Below are 14,912 nucleotides of genomic sequence, written 5' to 3'. Positions count from 1 at the left end.
GACATGAGCTGTACCCATGCCGCCGCCGAGGCGGCATGGCGACGACTTCAAGCTCGCATCCGTAACAGCTCCATGCAGCTGGGCGCACTCGCAGTCCTGTGCGCACTGCCGTTGTCGGGTTACGCAGCTGAGCCCGACACCGACAGGGCACTCGAGACCGCTTCGTCCGAGGTGCGCCGCACCGTTATCTGGATCGCCGCATCGCGGGACAATGCCGGCGCGCCCTTTCATGTCATCGACAAGAAACAGGCACGCCTGTTCGCGTTCGACGCTGACGCACGCCTGCTCGGCACGAGTGCGGTGCTGTTGGGCGCAGCCATCGGCGACCACTCGGTTCCCGGTATCGGCGAGCGGCCGATGGGCCAGATAAGGCCTGAGGAGCGCACCACGCCCGCCGGGCGGTTTGTGTCGGAACAAGGCACCAACCTGAAAGGCGAGGACGTCACCTGGGTGGACTACGACAGTGCCGTATCGCTGCACCGCGTGCGCTTGAGCAAGCCGTCGGAACGACGTCTGGAACGCCTCGCGACGCCCACCCCGGACGACAACCGCATCTCCTACGGCTGCATCAATGTGCCGGTGGCATTCTACGAGCGCCACATCAGGCCCGGTCCACAGTCAAGGCGACCGGCGGTGATCTACGTCCTGCCCGAGACTGGGCCGGCGGCGGACGCATTCGCGCCCGGAGAATGACCTCACCTGCCCGCGCACAGGGAGTTTTGTGCGCTGGCATACGGACAGCCAGATCTCAAGGCGATAGGTTCACGATCCGCACGCCAGAGTTCTGTCGGCGTGCGCTGTCAATCCGACCTCAACTGCATCCGGACACACCTCCATGAACAGCATTGTCTATATCGTCGGCGCCGTCGTCATCGTTCTCGCCGTACTGTCCTTTTTCGGCTTCCGCTGATCCACCCGGGCGCCTGAAACAGTCAGGCGCCCGGCGTGCTCACCTGCGCCAGGAAGAATCGCAGCATTTCGCGTGTGGCATCCGGGCCGCCGGCATCGGTGTAGGAGCCGGCCGCCTGCCCGCCTGACCATGCGTGTCCGGCACCGTGCACCACCCAGTGCTCGGCAAGCGCTGCCCCGTCGTGATCGTCATGCACGATGCGAGTGTAGTGCCGCCCCTTTTCCGACTTACCCTGCTGTGTGTGCGTGCGGCGTTTCTCGGGCTGACCGGCGACACGGCCAAGCGCGGCTGCAATCACCTGTTCGCCGTTGCGCGGATGCACGGTGTGGTCACGATCGCCGTGAAACACGATGGTCGGCACCGCGCGCACTGCTTGCTGCGCCGCGCCGCGACGCTTCTTCATCACACCGGTCAGCGGTGAGGTGTCCGGCGAACCACCCGACATGACCGCGAACGCCTCGGCAACGCTGCCCGCCGCGCCGCACGGCAGACCGGAATGCACGCCCGCCGCCGCGAAAATGTCCGGGTAGGCGTTGGCAACGATGTCGGCCATAGCGCCCCCTGCCGACAGCCCGGCAACGAACACGCGCCGGGCGTCGATGCCGTACGCCTGAATCACCGACAGCGTCAGCGCGGCCAAGGCCGCAGGCTCACCGCTGCCGCGCTTCTGATGGGCATGCTCGAACCAGTTCCAGCAGCCTTGCGGATTGGCAGCCTGCGACTGCGCAGGGTAGACCACGACGAAACCCAGCTCGTCGGCCAGTGCATTCATGCCGGTGCCGGCAGCGAAATCGTCCGGGTTCTGCGTGCAGCCGTGCAGCATCACCACCAGAGGCAGCGCCTCGCCGGTGCGTCCGGCCGGCTGATACAGCTTGTATTGGCGTGTCACTCCGCCGTGCATGAAGCGCTCGTCGGTGAAACGGCCCTTCTGCACTGTCGGCGCATCCGGCCGCACCGCCGGCCGATCGGTACCTGGCAGGCCGGCCGGCATCTCCTTCACTTCGAACGACTCACCTTCGAAAACATGGGAAGGCATGCCGGCTGCCGTCGCCACGCCTTCGAGCGCGCGCTGGATGGCTTCGGTGGCTTCGCTCAGCCGCCCGGCCTGCGTCAGGCGGGTGGCGTCGCGCATCAGAAGCTGGAACTGTGTGTTCATGGGAACCTCATTCATGGAAGCGGGTGTCGTCGGGGCTCAGAGCACGCGATCGGCCAGTGCGGCCTTCACCGCGGGGCTCGCATGCAGCGCACCCAGCACATCGATCGAGGCGATGGCTGCGCGGGCCAGTTCGGGTGTGACGTCGTCGGCCAGCGTGACCAGCCCGAGTACGCGTATCTGCAGCGTCTCGCCGCCGTCGCATACGGCTTGCAGGTCGGCCGCGCTGAAATTCTGCAGACCGAGCACGAACATGCGGCGCGTGACGACATGCTTCACCGCGTCGGCATGGCTGGCCAGGTGGGTGCGGATGGCGGTACGGATGAAGTCGCTGCGGTTGCCGTAGAACCCCTCGGCGACCAGCAGATCGATCTGGCCGAGATCGACAAAACCGAGATTGATGGTGATCTTCTCGGACTCGGCAGGCTTCACCTTGACGGCGGAAAGCGAACGGGCTGTATTCATGCAAACCATCCTAACACCATCCATACGGATGGCCTATGGATGTTTTCCAAATTTTTTCTATTTCGTCGGTGCCGCCTTCGCGGCACCTCGCCGGGCCAGCGCCGCGCAGCCGGCGGCGAGGCGGTCCGCTTCGTCGCTGCTGCCGGTGTCGACCAGCGGCAGCAGGGCCGCCAGCGGATTGAGCAGCGCCAGCAGCGCGGCACCCGCCACCTTCATGCCGATCGGTGCCTTCTCGAGCGACACCTGAGGATCGGCGAAACTACCCTGCACACGCAGCGGCGATCGCAAGGTGAGCGGACTGAAATCCTTCGGCAGCGCGATCGCGGTCAGATCCAGCGTTTCGGCCGCTAGCGACAGCGAGCCGCTGACCGACACGGTCGAATCTTCTGTATCGAGCACCATCACCTGCGGGCGCAGCACGCCCGCCTCAGCCTGAATGTCGGCCACCGCGCAGTCCAGCGGCAACGTTGTGTCGCCACTGACCAGCAGGCCAAGCGCTTCGGCCAGATCGAGCCCGGCTGCTTCGACCACCAGATGCGACATCCGGCCCTCGCGCAGTTGCACCTGCACACGGCCCTTGAGACTGGCAAGGATCTCCGCCGTGGACCGCCCCTGACCGGTCACCGTGGCGCGGCCGCCGAGGCGACCGGCGACGTAGGGCGGCGCGTCGGTACGCGCCTGGCGCAGCCACTGTTCGAGCCGCACGTCGCCCCAGCGCAGATCGGCCGACCACAGCGCGAGGTCACCCCGGCCATCCAGTTCTACATCGCCCTTGAGCCAGCCTTCGGCGGTGCGCGCGTCCAGTCCGCTGATCGACAGCACGCCGGCGGCCAGCCTGAGCTGCGCGCGCAGCGGCTGCAGGGCACCCAGCAGCGGGGTACCCAGATCGACTTCGGCGACGTCGATGGCAATGTCGGCGTCCATGGCGCGCAGTGCGGCGAGATCGAAGGCGCCGCCGGGCAGCACCTTGCCGTCGCGACGGGCGGGTCTGGCGCCGCCGAGCGCCGGGCCCAGATCGGCCAGCACCAGCCGGGCACCGCCCAGTCGTCCGCTCAACAATGGCCGGCCGGTGCTTGTCCCGTAACGGAAATCACCCTGCAGCTGGCTCGACCCTACGCGGGCTTCCTCCACCCCGACCTGCCAGTCGCCGCCGGACTTGTCCAGCGTGCCGGAGGCCCGAAACGGCGGCGTGCCGGGCAGCGTGACGCCGATCGGGTCGCCGATCGCTGCCAGCGACGGGCCGGCAAGCTTGAAGCGGCCGGATAGCTGACCGAAGTCCTGCACGCCGCTGGCGCTGCCGGCGAAATCCAGTGTGGCGCGGCCGACCGATCCGCTTGCCGTCAGTGCGACCGCCGTGGTCTGCGCGGCCGCTGCGCTCTCCGGTCGGGTGCCGCTGGCGCGCAGCGTGATCTTTACCGGCTGGTCGCGATAGGCGCCGGTCAGGCCGACGTTCATGACGCTGTCCGCCTGCTCGCCGGTGACCGAAATGCGCGCCTCGACCGTGACGTCGTGCCGCAGGTCGCTGAAGCGGAGCAGACCGTCATGGATCCGGAACTCGCCGAAGCGCGGCCATTCGGTCGCTTCATCGGGTGAGCTGTCGGCGGCGAACTGCCAGGACGCGCGTCCGTCAGCGAGTCGTTCGAGGTGGGCGTCGAGCGTGCCCGCCTGCAGGCTTTCGATGCGCAGCGGCTGCCCGCGCCAGGCGTGCCACAGGTCGATGTAGCGCAGCCGCAGACTGACGTCTCGACCGTCCAACAGATGCGGCGCGGTGCTCCAGGGTGCGCTCGCGATGTCGAGCCGGGCGCTGTGCAGGCGCACGCCGCCGATGAAACGCACGGTGAACGTACCCGGCGCGTCGTCGATGAACTGCACGCGCCGCTCCAGCTGGCCGGACAGCAGGTTCTGCAGCGGCGAGGCGAGGAAGGGCCAGCCGCGCCACTCGGCTATCGCGATGCCGGTCAGCAGCAGGAGCAGCAAGGTGAGCGCAATGACGCGCGGTCGGCGCCAGGGACTGCGGGACGAATCAAACATGAAGGGTACGGGTGAGGAAGCCCACGATGCGGCCGGCACAAGAGCCTACCGCATCGCTGAGGTCATGACCGGCGGCCACTGGCAGCAGCTCCGCCCGGCCGCCGCTGGCCGCCTGCAGCCTCAGCGCATCGGCATAGGGCACGATCTCGTCGTCCACGCCGTGCACCAGAAGTACCGGACAGCTCAGGGCCGGCAGGGTCGTGACCGGTGCGATGTCATCGAGACGGGCGCCGATGACGTGCTGCACATAGCGCGTCAGCGCCCAGCCCAGCGGCAGCCACGGCACGCTCCGGCCTGTCAGCATTCGGCGCAACAGCGCAGCCGGGTGAGCGAACGCGGACAGGCTGACGACGGCGGCCACATCGCGGCGCCGGGTGGCGCACAGCAGCGCGGCCGCCGCACCGACCGAATGGCCGAGCACCGCCAGCCGCGTGGCATCGACCTCGGGTTGCTGATGCAGCCAGTCGAGACCGCTGGCAATGTCTTCGGCAAAGCGCGGCATCGACATGAAATCCTCTTCGTCGCTGGCGCCATGGCAGCGTGCGTCGATCAGCAAAACAGCCATGCCGGCCGCGTGCAGCGGCAACATGGCGGGCAGCATCATGGCCGCATTGACCCCCCAGCCGTGGATCACCAGCACTGCAGCCGATGGCAGGGCGGCGCGCGTGGCTGTCGGTATCCACCAGGCAAACAGTGTCTTGCCTCCAGTGGCCGGAATGCGCAACGGATGGGCTGCCAGGCCGAAGTCTCCGGGCGTCTGGTGATGCGGGCGTCGCGTTGCGGCGAACCCGCGCAACAGTCGCGACCGTGCCGCGCTGCTCAACGCCCACCGCGCGGCGGCGACCGCACCGGCGCCGCGCTGCATGACCGAGTCGGTGCGTGCAGGGCTGACCGTCGAATGATGGGCCGCACTCGCGGGGTGGTGGATCCGTGTGTCGCCCGGCCGCATCAATCCGGCTTGACGCTGAGCTCGTCGCGCACCGCCAGCACGCCGTCGACCGCACCGGCGAGCTTGAGCGCCCGAGCGGCCTGATGCCGGTGATCGACCACACCGACCAGGCTGGCGCGGCCTTTCAGCGTGATGACTTCGATGTCGAAGCGGCTGACAGCGGCGTCCTGAAGCAGCGCAATCCTGACCTGTCTCGTCACCTCCGCATCCTTGCGCAAGATGGAACGGACGCTGGTCACCAGCGGGTCGTCGATGACTTCAGCAGAGGCCCGCAGCGACGCTGCCGGGGTGGCTGGCGTGGCCGCTTCGCCGCGCCCGCCGCAACCGGCGGCCGGCACGACGCCCAGACCTGCAAGCGCGGCAGCAAGCACCACGACTCCGGACCGCCAGCAGGAATATGCGTGCATTTCAGCCATACCGCGCAGGTCAGCCAATCGTGACGACCGGACTGTCTGCCGATCCGGCCAAATTCACTGTGCGCTGGCGTACCGATTTCAGGCCGAACGCGCTCCGCGCCTCCCCGGGGCTTGGGCGAAACCGCCGACGATGGGCACATAATCCGCAGAGAACCAGCGAGGAGCTTGCGATGCTGCACAAAACGACCGCAGAAGGGACAGAACCGGATGCGCCCGTGGAGACGACGGCGCATTTCAGCGGCCTGATCCGCTACGAGCGGCAAATGCCGATCCACCAGATTTCCTATTACCTGTGCGGTGACATCGGAGAACCTCAGCACTACACCGAACTGTTCTACACCTTGCGCACCGCAAGCGAGACCGACCTGATCTATCTGCACCTGAACTCGCCCGGCGGAGAATTCGATACCGGCCTGCAGATCATCAACAACATCCTCGCCTCCGAAGCGCACGTGATCACCGTGCTGGAAGCGCGCGCCTACTCGATGGCGGCGCTGATCTTCCTGAGTGGCGACGAACTGGTCATCCACGACAACTGCCAGCTCATGTTCCACATCTACTCCGGCAGCTTCGCGGGACGCGGCAATGAACAGCAGGCCGAGGTGATTGCGGTCGGAAAGTGGTTCGAAAAGGCGATGGGCCGTATCTGCACCCCTTTCCTGTCCGACAGCGAAATCGGGAAAATCCTGAAGGGTAGCGACCTGTGGATGGATTCCGACGAAATCCAGCGCCGCCTGATGCGCCTGCAACGCGCCCGGGCGAAATCAGCGACGACGGCACGGAAGAAGCCGGGAACCGTGCCGGACGGCGCAGCCTGAAAGATTCCGGCGCTCGGGGCAGCAGCGCCGGCGACCTGCTGCCGATCACCTGCTGTCGATCATCCTTTACCGACCTGATCGCGGGAGCGATGTCCCGTCCAAAGCCGTCAGCTCGCAGCGCCGCTGCACCGGATGTTTGCCGCAGCCGGGTTGGTACCCGCCTGCCCCGGGAGAAAGTTCAGCGTCCTGACGGGTCCGGGCCGAATACGTGTTGCGGGACCGGTTGCAGCATCGCACCGTCGTCGCCCAGCCAGATCTGGCCTTCGTTCACGATGCACTGCAGGTTCAGCGCGCGCTGCGCCAGACCGGCCAGCGCGAGCGTATCGGCCGTGGTCAGGCGCAACACGGTGAGATTGTTCAGTCGCGCCAGCGTGGCCTTCGACTGCTCCCACCACTGCACCGCGGTGCGGCCATAGGTCACGACAACCACCCTCCCGGCACGCGAAGCGGCGCGGCGCACCAGTTTTTCGTCCGGCAGGCCGACGTCGAGCCACAACCGGATGGCTCCGGTCAGGTCGGCTTCATAAAGATCCGCCTCGTCTTCGGCGCTCAGGCCGCGCCCGAAGCGAAGATCTTCGGACGCGTACAGCGCAAACGCCAGCACGCGCACCATCAGGCGCTCGTCGTTCTCCGACGGATGGCGCGCGACGGTCAGCGCATGTTCGGCGTAGTAGCCGCGGTCCATGTCCGATACGTTCAGATTGATCTTGTAGATGGTGGATTTCAGAGCCATGGCCGACAATGCTGTCCCGTGAGTGTTCCGGTGCTTCCAACGTGCGCCGGAACCGTGAAACAAGACCTGACAGGATACCGACTTGAAGAAGACCGATCTGTACAAGAATGACCGCCTGAAAGTCGTGGCGCAGATGAAGCATGCGGCCGGACAGCGCACCACGCTGGGCGAGGGAACCGCACCGGACCGCAAGGAGCAGCGCAAGCTCGATCAGGCGCGCGGCCTGGTGCCCTTCGCGGTGAAAATCGATTCGGCCCTGGCGGCGAGGCTGCGCGATCTGGCGACCGAGCGGCAGATGTCGCTGAACGACCTGACCGACGAACTGCTGCGCAAGGCGCTGGAGTAGTGTTTGCTGGCTGTTCGATGGCGCCTGATCGTCAGTGGCGATGGATGTCGCTCCGGTGAGCGGCGAAATGTCGATCTGGGTTGACGCCGACGCCTGCCCTGCGCCGGTGAAGGACATCCTGTTCCGCGCCGCCACGCGCACCGGTCTGCGGCTGACGCTGGTGGCGAACCGGCTGCTGCGCGTGCCGCCGTCACCGCTGATCCGCGCCGTGCAGGTGGCACACGGTTTCGACGCCGCCGACCGCCACATCGAACAGGCGGTGGCCGTCGGTGACCTGGTGATCACGTCCGACATTCCGCTGGCGGCTGCCGTGCTGGCGCGCGGTGCGCATGCACTGGAGCCACGCGGCGAGTGGTATTCACCCGGCACCATCCACGAGCGGCTGCAGATGCGCGCACTGATGAACGACCTGCGCGACAGTGGCGTCATGAGCGGCGGGCCGTCGGCATTCTCGGTCAGCGACGGCCGCGCCTTTGCCGCGGCGCTGGACCGCTTTCTGGCGCAGGCGCGCTGACCGGTCAGGGACGGCGCGCTGCGCCGTACGTCAGCCGAGCCGGTACAGCGCGAAGCTGCCGAGGAAGTTGTGTTCTTCGGTCACCGGCTTGCCGGCATCATCGAGCACCAGTCGCTCGCGCACCGAAATGCCCAGCTTGTCGCACAGCGCCTCGAAGTCGGCGACGGTGAAGAAGCGCACGTTCGGCGTGTCGTACCACTGGAAGGGCAGCCGGTCGGACACCGGCATGTGGCCGTCCATGATGGCCACGCGGTGCTTCCAGTAGGCGAAGTTCGGGAAGCTCACCACCGCTTCGCGGCCGACGCGCAACATTTCACACAGCAGCTTTTCGGTGCGGTGCAGCGTCTGCAGCGCATTCGAAATGATGACCAGGTCGAAGCTCTGGTCCTCGAAGTCGTACAGCCCTTCTTCAAGGTCGATCTGCAGCACGTTGACGCCGTTCTTCATGCCGGCGATCACGCGCTCGACGTCGATTTCAACGCCGTAGCCGCTCGCCCCCCGCTTGTCCTTCAGATAGCGCAGCAATTCGCCGTCGCCGCAGCCCAGGTCGAGCACGCGCGCCCCTTCTGCAACCCAGGAAGCGATGACGTCGTGGTCGATGCGGATGTCCAGTGTGCTCATGTCGGCCTCACACCGTGATGTTGTCGAAATAGGCGCGCAGCACCGCGTGATAGTGCGGGTCGTCGAGCAGGAAGGAGTCGTGGCCGGCGCTCGATTCGATTTCGGCGTAGCTCACATTGCGCCGGTTGCGCATCAGCGCATCGACGATTTCACGCGAGCGCGCTGGCGCGAACCGCCAGTCGGTCGAGAACGACACCAGCAGGAAATCGGCCGTGACCGGCGCGAAGGCCGCTGCCAGATCGCCCCCTGCATCGCCCGCCGGATCGAAGTAGTCGAGCGCGCGCGTGGCCAGCAGATAGGTGTTCGCGTCGAAGCTGGCGGCGAACTTGTCGCCCTGATAGCGCAGGTAGGACTCGACCTCGAATTCGACCTCGAAACTGAACTTGCGTCCGCCCTCGCGCAGCCGGCGGCCGAATTTCTCCGCCATCAGGTCGTCCGACTGATAGGTGATGTGACCCAGCATGCGGGCCAGCCGCAGGCCGCGGCGGGGCAGCGTGCCGTGTTCGTAGAAGTGGCCGCCGTGGAAATCCGGGTCGGTGATGATGGCCTGTCGTGCCACCTCGTTGAACGCGATGTTCTGCGCCGTCAACTTGGGCGCCGAGGCGACCACGATGGCGTGGCGCACGCGCGCCGGCAGATGGATCGCCCAGGCCATGGCCTGCATGCCGCCCAGGCTGCCGCCGATAATGGCGGCCCAGCTGTCCACACCCAGCCGGTCGGCCAGCAGCGCCTGCGCCGCCATCCAGTCCTCAACCGTCACAACCGGGAAATCGGCGCCCCAGGGCCGGCCGGTGTCCGGATTGGCGCTGACCGGGCCGGTCGAGCCGTGACAGCCGCCGAGATTGTTGATGCTGACGACGAAGAATTTCGATGTATCGAGCGGCTTGCCCGGACCGATCAGGTTGTCCCACCAGCCGGTGTTGTCCGGCGCATCGGCATGCACACCGGCTGCATGGTGGTGGCCGGACAGCGCCGGGCACACGAGCACGGCGTTCGAGCGCGCGCCATTGAGCGTGCCGTAGGTTTCGTACATCAGTTCGAAACCGGGCAGCACGGCACCGCTCTTGAGCGTCAACGGCGTGTCGAAACGGGCCGACAGCGGTGCGACGACGCCTACGCTGCCGGTGGAACGAGGGAAATCATTGGCCATGAAAAAACCCGGTAGGCCAAAGCCAGGACCGGGTCGCCCTCGCTTTAGCCGTATTTATTATGCGCCCGCAAGCTGAGACAAATCGGCGCACCACACTGAGCCCGCATTCTGGCGAAACGGGCGGGTTTGTCAATCTCGTGCCGTCTGGGTCAGATGCTGACCGCGGTACCGCTGACGCACACCATCAGCATGCCGTTGTCGGCACCCAGCACTTCATAGTCGATGTCGATGCCGACAATGGCGTTGGCGCCGAGCTTTGCGGCGACCTCGCCCATTTCTTCCATTGCGGCTTCGCGCGCATCGGCCAGTGTGCTTTCGTAGGCGCCGGCGCGGCCGCCGACCACGTTGCGGATGCTGGCGAACATGTCCTTGAAAATGTTGGCGCCAATTATGGCTTCACCGGTGACGACGCCGTAGTACTGGCGTATCGGACGGCCTTCGAGCGTCTGCGTGGTGGTCATCAGCATGTGTCGATTCCCAGGTTGGTCAGTCTTCGTCCATCACGGCGGTGGTGTAGACGTCCTGCACATCATCGAGACTGTCCAGTGCGTCCAGAAGTTTCTGCATCCGGGCCGTGTCGTCGCCGGTCAGCACGTTCTCGTTCAGCGGCTTCATCGTCACTTCTGCGAATTCGGGCTTGAAGCCGGCCTTTTCGAGCGCGTCCTTCACGGCGACGAAATCGTTCGGCGGGCTGAGCACTTCGATCGAACCGTCATCGTTGCTGACGACGTCTTCGGCGCCGGCTTCGAGCGCCGCTTCCATCAACGCGTCTTCCGGCGTGCCGGGCGCGAAGATGAACTGGCCGCAGTGCTTGAACATGAAGGCGACCGAGCCGTCGGTACCCAGATTGCCGCCGTACTTAGAAAACGCGTGACGCACGTCGGCCACGGTGCGTATGCGGTTGTCGGTCAGGCAATCGACCATGACCGCCGTACCGCCGATGCCGTAGCCCTCATAGCGGATTTCCTCGTAACTCACGCCTTCGAGCTCACCGGTACCGCGCTTGATGGCGCGCTCTATGTTTTCGCCCGGCATGTTCTCCGCCTTGGCCTTGTCGACCGCCATGCGCAGGCGCGGGTTGAAGTTCGGGTCGCCGCCACCCATGCGGGCAGCCACGGTGACTTCCTTGATCAGCTTGGTGAATACCTTGCCCCGCTTGGCGTCCTGTCGCCCCTTGCGGTGCTGGATATTGGCCCATTTCGAATGACCTGCCATGAATGACTTCCGTCCGTGTTGTGCGAGGCGTGATTTTAGTCGAGAGCGTCACTCGCGCACGCTCAAGTGGGACGCAGGGTACCCGTTAACGATGTTCGGGTAAGGCTTGCCACGCCCGGACCTAATGGACTTTTGCCTCGACGCATGAAAACTCGACTTTCGACACCCGTTTGCCTGCTGTTCATCCTGCTGTCGCTGTCGGCCGGCGCCGCCCGCGCCGATACCGGCACGCCGGAACCGGTCTGGCGCTTCGGCGGCTTCGGCACGTTCGGCGCCGGCTACCACGGCAGCGACGGACTTACCTACAGGCGCGATCTCGAACAGGCCGGCGGCCATGACGGAGGCCGCGTCGGCTTTCGCGGCGACAGCCGCATCGGCGTGCAGGCCAGCGCGACCTTCGATGGCCACTGGTCGGCGCAGATCCAGAGCGTGAGCCGGCTCGACAGTGAAGGCAAATGGACGCCACAACTGTCCTGGACCTTCCTCCGCTACTCACCCTCGGACACGCTGGATGTGCGCGTCGGCAGGCTGGGCGTCGATCTCTACCTCGATGGCGACTCGCGCCATGTCGGCTACGCCTTCACCACCGTGCGACCATCGCCCGAAGTGCTCGGGATCGTCACACAGGACCTGTTCGACGGTCTCGATCTGACGCTGCGCCGGTCGGCCGGCGACGGCCTGCTCAGCCTGCGCCTGTACGGCGGCCACTCGCGCGGCGACCTGTCGCTGTACGGCAGCCGCTTCCGACCGTCCGATGCGCGCCGGCTCGGCGCCACGCTGGACTGGGTGCGCGAGGGGCTGACGCTGCGTGCCGCCTGGGGCGATACCTATACTTCAAGCGATCGCGCGCTGGCTCCGCTGGCCGCCGCGCTGGCTGCGGCACCCAATGCCCTCGCGCAGCAGCGGGCGGCACAGATCGACGCATCGCATCATCTGACCTTCGCCGGCCTGGGCGCGCTGTACGAGCGTGGCCCGTTCTCGGCCCAGGCACTGTTCAGCTGGTCTCGCTTTTCGCAATTTCCGACCTACCACGGCAACGGCGCCAACGTCCTGCTGGCCTACCGGGTTGGCGCGTGGAAGCCTTATGTGACGTACTCGCGGCTGTCTTTCAACCCGCAGGAACAGCGCGACCTGTCGCTGCCGGCACCGCTGGCCGGTCTGCAGGCGAACTACGATTTTGCCGTCGACCGGCTGACGATGAACCAGCGCTCGATCGGGGCGGGCGTGCGCTATGATTTTGCGCGCAATTACGCATTAAAATTTCAGGTCGATCATGTCGACGCGGCCGAATCGGTGCTCATCATCGATTCGCGAGGCATGCCGGCGCGCAGTGTCGGCATGACGCTCTATTCGATCACGCTGGATTTCGTGTTTTGAAGCCAGCTACACTCATGCCGCTCCGTCTGCTGCTGGCGCTCTGGCTCGCGCTTTACGGCGCTGCAGTCGCAGCCCATGGCATCGCGGTGATCGTCAATCCCGACAGCGGTATCGACAGCATCAGCCGTGAAGAGGTGAGCCATCTGTTTCTTGGTCGCATCAAGCACCTGCAGCCGGGTATGCCGGCCCTGGTCATCGACACCCTGCCGCTGCGCCAGGCTTTCTATCAGGCGCTGGTGCGGCGCGGCATTCCGGAGATCGACGCTTACTGGGCACGCCTGCGCTTCTCCGGCCGCACCCAGCCGCCCCTGCAGATCGAGGACGCGGCCGTGGTGATCGAACGGGTGGCGCGCGACCGCAACGCCATCGGCTACATCAATGCCGCCGTGGTCGATCCGCGCGTCAGGACGGTGCTGCGCCTTGAAGACTGATCCGCTGACGCGTGCCCCGGATTCCGGTGCCGGCACGGCGCAGTCGCGCCGGCTCGGCGCCAGCGTGGTCTGGCGCACCACGCTGCTCATCCTGTTCTTTGCCGGACTGGTCGGCATCCTGGTCGCGCTCGCCAGCACGGTGATGGTGGCGCGCGAAGAACGCGAGCGCATGAAGCAGAGCCTGGTCGAGCTGATGGAAACGGTGGAGCGCACCGCAAGCGTCGCGGCCTTCGCCCGCGACGAGCAGCTCGCCAACGAAGTCGCGCGTGGCCTGCTGCGCAATGGCACCGTGTCGCGGGTGGTCATCCGCGAAGGCGAAAACGAACTGGCGGCCGTCGGCGAAGCCTCGGTCGATACCCAGACGGTCACACTGCCGGTGCTCACGCTGCGACTTGCTTCCCCGTTCGATCCGGCGGAGCGAGTCGGCGAGCTGCAGCTGTGGCCGGCCGCCGAACGCATCAAGCACGACGCTGGCGCCTATTCCCGCTATATCGCCATCATTCTGCTGGTGCAGCTGGTCGTCGTCGTGCTGGCAGTCGCCTGGGTGGTTCTCAATATGGTGACGCGTCCGGTCAAGAAGCTGTCCGACGACCTGCACCAGCTCACGGTGGGCAGCGGCGAGCAGATCGTGCTGCCGCCCGGTCACCGCAACGACGAGATCGGCCGGCTGACCGAGGACATCAACAGCCTGATCGGCCGCACCGGCGATCTGCTGGCGGCAGAGCGCGACATGCGCGCTCAGCGCGAGGAATCGGAACGCAAGTTCAGGCTGCTGTTCGAAAGTGCGCAGACCGGCATCTTCACGCTCGACGGCGAAGGCGTGTTGCAGGACTGGAATCCGTGGTTTTCGCGCATGCTGGGCCTGCCGGCGCACGGCGACGCTGCCCGCCGCTATGCGCTGGGCGCGCTGCTGGGCGACGACACGTCGCGACTCGATGCATTGATGGTGCGCACGCTGAGCGACCAGCGACCGGCCGCAGCGGATTTCGAAATGCCGCACGGCACGGCGGGTTCGCTCTGGCTGCATCTGGTGCTCAACCCGATGCCCGGCAACCTGATGCAGGGCATCGTCAACGACGTGACCGAACAGAAGCGCGCCGAAGCCAGCGCAATCGCCATGGCCGAGCGCGACCCGCTGACCGGTCTGCTGAACAGGCGCGGCATCGAACACCGGCTCGGCGACGCACTGGCCTCGCTGCGGCCCGACTCAGGCCTGGCGCTGATGGTGGTCGATCTCGATGGCTTCAAGCAGGTCAATGACACGATGGGCCATGACGCCGGTGACCGCGTGCTGGTCGCCGCCGCCCGCCATCTGGAGGCCGTGGTGCGGCGCACTGATCTGGTTGCGCGCATCGGTGGCGACGAATTCGTGGTCGTGCTGTGCGCGCTCGAAAGCGCCGACACCGCCCGCTTCATCGCATCGAAGATCGTGAGCACGCTGGCGCGCCCGGTCGACTGCGGCGACGGCCAGTCGGCGACCATCGGTGCCAGCGTCGGTGTGGCCTACACGGCGACGCCAGCGGACGCAGCCGACAAACTGATGCGCCGCGCTGACGATGCGATGTACGAAGCCAAACGCGCCGGCAAATCGCAGTTCCGGTTCGCGACCGGGAGTTGACGACCCCCTGGGCCGGGCTGCGCCCGCCCCGCCCCCCGAGGGGGGCAAGTCGCCTTGGGGCGGCCCGGCGCCGACTCGACGACCCACTGCTCCGGTCAATGCCCGCCACGCCAAGTCGGTCCTGCCAGTCGGGCCGCGTCCGCTGGTAGCATCGCGGACATCCCT

At 66.4% G+C, this 14,912-nt stretch carries 17 protein-coding genes; 7 read left to right on the top strand and 10 right to left on the bottom strand.

Translation table 11 applies throughout. The features are described from left to right. The first annotated feature begins 3 nt into the window (after nt 1-3). Nucleotides 4-693, top strand: coding sequence for a hypothetical protein (locus Q8R75_RS01405; protein ID WP_305613169.1), 690 nt, complete (start codon nt 4-6; stop codon nt 691-693). Nucleotides 694-932: 239 nt separating this feature from the next. Here the strand turns inward: Q8R75_RS01405 and Q8R75_RS01400 are convergent, their stop codons facing one another. The 5 genes from Q8R75_RS01400 to Q8R75_RS01380 all read right to left on the bottom strand — a co-directional run bounded on the left by Q8R75_RS01400 (nt 933) and on the right by Q8R75_RS01380 (nt 5,879). Continuing rightward, complete coding sequence (locus Q8R75_RS01400) at nt 933-2,066, bottom strand: PHB depolymerase family esterase (protein WP_305613170.1); 1,134 nt, start codon at nt 2,064-2,066, stop codon at nt 933-935. A 36-nt stretch (nt 2,067-2,102) separates the two neighbouring features. Next, nucleotides 2,103-2,528, bottom strand: a complete 426-nt coding sequence (locus tag Q8R75_RS01395; protein ID WP_305613171.1) for a CopG family transcriptional regulator — start codon at nt 2,526-2,528, stop codon at nt 2,103-2,105. Nucleotides 2,529-2,585: 57 nt separating this feature from the next. Then, nucleotides 2,586-4,559 (bottom strand): AsmA family protein, encoded by a 1,974-nt coding sequence (locus Q8R75_RS01390; protein ID WP_305613172.1) that lies wholly within the window; start codon nt 4,557-4,559, stop codon nt 2,586-2,588. Then, entirely contained in the window at nt 4,552-5,424 is an 873-nt protein-coding gene (locus tag Q8R75_RS01385; RefSeq protein WP_305613173.1) for an alpha/beta fold hydrolase, read from the bottom strand. The genes Q8R75_RS01390 and Q8R75_RS01385 overlap by 8 nt, the downstream gene beginning before the upstream one ends. An 83-nt stretch (nt 5,425-5,507) precedes the next feature. Next, nucleotides 5,508-5,879 carry a BON domain-containing protein gene (locus Q8R75_RS01380; RefSeq protein WP_305613174.1) on the bottom strand — a complete coding sequence of 124 codons (372 nt, stop codon included), beginning with the start codon at nt 5,877-5,879 and terminating at the stop codon, nt 5,508-5,510. A 215-nt stretch (nt 5,880-6,094) separates the two neighbouring features. Between Q8R75_RS01380 and Q8R75_RS01375 the strand changes: the two genes are divergently transcribed. Further along, the gene (locus Q8R75_RS01375) at nt 6,095-6,742 is read left to right on the top strand and encodes a Clp protease ClpP (RefSeq protein ID WP_305663488.1); all 648 of its coding nucleotides are present in this window, start codon (nt 6,095-6,097) and stop codon (nt 6,740-6,742) included. Nucleotides 6,743-6,920: 178 nt separating this feature from the next. Here Q8R75_RS01375 and Q8R75_RS01370 read toward each other — a convergent pair whose 3' ends face one another. Next, nucleotides 6,921-7,475 carry a YaeQ family protein gene (locus tag Q8R75_RS01370; RefSeq protein ID WP_305613176.1) on the bottom strand — a complete coding sequence of 185 codons (555 nt, stop codon included), beginning with the start codon at nt 7,473-7,475 and terminating at the stop codon, nt 6,921-6,923. Nucleotides 7,476-7,557: 82 nt separating this feature from the next. On the opposite strand from Q8R75_RS01370, the gene Q8R75_RS01365 reads away from it, so the two are divergent. Next, a complete protein-coding gene (locus tag Q8R75_RS01365) occupies nt 7,558-7,821 on the top strand; it encodes a hypothetical protein (RefSeq protein ID WP_305613177.1) in 264 nt (87 codons plus the stop codon). A gap of 67 nt (nt 7,822-7,888) precedes the next feature. Further along, nucleotides 7,889-8,335 (top strand): YaiI/YqxD family protein, encoded by a 447-nt coding sequence (locus Q8R75_RS01360; protein ID WP_305613178.1) that lies wholly within the window; start codon nt 7,889-7,891, stop codon nt 8,333-8,335. A 30-nt stretch (nt 8,336-8,365) separates the two neighbouring features. Here the strand turns inward: Q8R75_RS01360 and metW are convergent, their stop codons facing one another. The 4 genes from metW to Q8R75_RS01340 all read right to left on the bottom strand — a co-directional run bounded on the left by metW (nt 8,366) and on the right by Q8R75_RS01340 (nt 11,321). Continuing rightward, nucleotides 8,366-8,956 carry a methionine biosynthesis protein MetW gene (gene metW, locus Q8R75_RS01355; RefSeq protein WP_336623611.1) on the bottom strand — a complete coding sequence of 197 codons (591 nt, stop codon included), beginning with the start codon at nt 8,954-8,956 and terminating at the stop codon, nt 8,366-8,368. Between the two features lie 7 nt (nt 8,957-8,963). Next, nucleotides 8,964-10,106, bottom strand: coding sequence for a homoserine O-acetyltransferase (locus Q8R75_RS01350; RefSeq protein WP_305613179.1), 1,143 nt, complete (start codon nt 10,104-10,106; stop codon nt 8,964-8,966). 149 nt (nt 10,107-10,255) lie between these two features. Further along, nucleotides 10,256-10,573, bottom strand: a complete 318-nt coding sequence (locus Q8R75_RS01345) for a heavy metal-binding domain-containing protein (protein ID WP_257079096.1) — start codon at nt 10,571-10,573, stop codon at nt 10,256-10,258. 19 nt (nt 10,574-10,592) lie between these two features. Continuing rightward, the gene (locus Q8R75_RS01340) at nt 10,593-11,321 is read right to left on the bottom strand and encodes a YebC/PmpR family DNA-binding transcriptional regulator (RefSeq protein ID WP_305613180.1); all 729 of its coding nucleotides are present in this window, start codon (nt 11,319-11,321) and stop codon (nt 10,593-10,595) included. A gap of 144 nt (nt 11,322-11,465) precedes the next feature. Between Q8R75_RS01340 and Q8R75_RS01335 the strand changes: the two genes are divergently transcribed. The 3 genes from Q8R75_RS01335 to Q8R75_RS01325 are packed head-to-tail and all read left to right on the top strand — an operon-like array spanning nt 11,466 to nt 14,747. After that, on the top strand, nt 11,466-12,698 hold the full coding sequence (locus tag Q8R75_RS01335; protein WP_305613181.1) for a porin: 1,233 nt from the start codon (nt 11,466-11,468) through the stop codon (nt 12,696-12,698). Nucleotides 12,699-12,712: 14 nt separating this feature from the next. Then, nucleotides 12,713-13,129 (top strand): hypothetical protein, encoded by a 417-nt coding sequence (locus Q8R75_RS01330; protein ID WP_305613182.1) that lies wholly within the window; start codon nt 12,713-12,715, stop codon nt 13,127-13,129. After that, nucleotides 13,119-14,747 (top strand): sensor domain-containing diguanylate cyclase, encoded by a 1,629-nt coding sequence (locus Q8R75_RS01325; RefSeq protein ID WP_305613183.1) that lies wholly within the window; start codon nt 13,119-13,121, stop codon nt 14,745-14,747. The genes Q8R75_RS01330 and Q8R75_RS01325 overlap by 11 nt, the downstream gene beginning before the upstream one ends. Nucleotides 14,748-14,912: the final 165 nt, after the last annotated feature.

This window comes from Methyloversatilis sp., assembly GCF_030696805.1.
Taxonomy (GTDB): Bacteria; Pseudomonadota; Gammaproteobacteria; order Burkholderiales; family Rhodocyclaceae; genus Methyloversatilis.
The sequence above is the reverse complement of the archived record's forward strand: the minus strand, read 5'-3'. Positions and strand labels throughout refer to the sequence as shown.

Excerpts from the sequence above, each read along its gene's own strand:
- Q8R75_RS01405 (WP_305613169.1), top strand. The coding sequence starts at position 4 with ATGAGCTGTACCCATGCCGCCGCCGAGGCGGCATGGCGACGACTTCAA.
- Q8R75_RS01400 (WP_305613170.1), bottom strand. The coding sequence starts at position 2,066 with ATGAACACACAGTTCCAGCTTCTGATGCGCGACGCCACCCGCCTGACG.
- Q8R75_RS01395 (WP_305613171.1), bottom strand. The coding sequence starts at position 2,528 with ATGAATACAGCCCGTTCGCTTTCCGCCGTCAAGGTGAAGCCTGCCGAG.
- Q8R75_RS01390 (WP_305613172.1), bottom strand. The coding sequence starts at position 4,559 with ATGTTTGATTCGTCCCGCAGTCCCTGGCGCCGACCGCGCGTCATTGCG.
- Q8R75_RS01385 (WP_305613173.1), bottom strand. The coding sequence starts at position 5,424 with ATGCAGCGCGGCGCCGGTGCGGTCGCCGCCGCGCGGTGGGCGTTGAGC.
- Q8R75_RS01375 (WP_305663488.1), top strand. The coding sequence starts at position 6,095 with ATGCTGCACAAAACGACCGCAGAAGGGACAGAACCGGATGCGCCCGTG.
- Q8R75_RS01370 (WP_305613176.1), bottom strand. The coding sequence starts at position 7,475 with ATGGCTCTGAAATCCACCATCTACAAGATCAATCTGAACGTATCGGAC.
- Q8R75_RS01360 (WP_305613178.1), top strand. The coding sequence starts at position 7,889 with ATGTCGATCTGGGTTGACGCCGACGCCTGCCCTGCGCCGGTGAAGGAC.
- metW (WP_336623611.1), bottom strand. The coding sequence starts at position 8,956 with ATGAGCACACTGGACATCCGCATCGACCACGACGTCATCGCTTCCTGG.
- Q8R75_RS01350 (WP_305613179.1), bottom strand. The coding sequence starts at position 10,106 with ATGGCCAATGATTTCCCTCGTTCCACCGGCAGCGTAGGCGTCGTCGCA.
- Q8R75_RS01345 (WP_257079096.1), bottom strand. The coding sequence starts at position 10,573 with ATGCTGATGACCACCACGCAGACGCTCGAAGGCCGTCCGATACGCCAG.
- Q8R75_RS01340 (WP_305613180.1), bottom strand. The coding sequence starts at position 11,321 with ATGGCAGGTCATTCGAAATGGGCCAATATCCAGCACCGCAAGGGGCGA.
- Q8R75_RS01335 (WP_305613181.1), top strand. The coding sequence starts at position 11,466 with ATGAAAACTCGACTTTCGACACCCGTTTGCCTGCTGTTCATCCTGCTG.
- Q8R75_RS01330 (WP_305613182.1), top strand. The coding sequence starts at position 12,713 with ATGCCGCTCCGTCTGCTGCTGGCGCTCTGGCTCGCGCTTTACGGCGCT.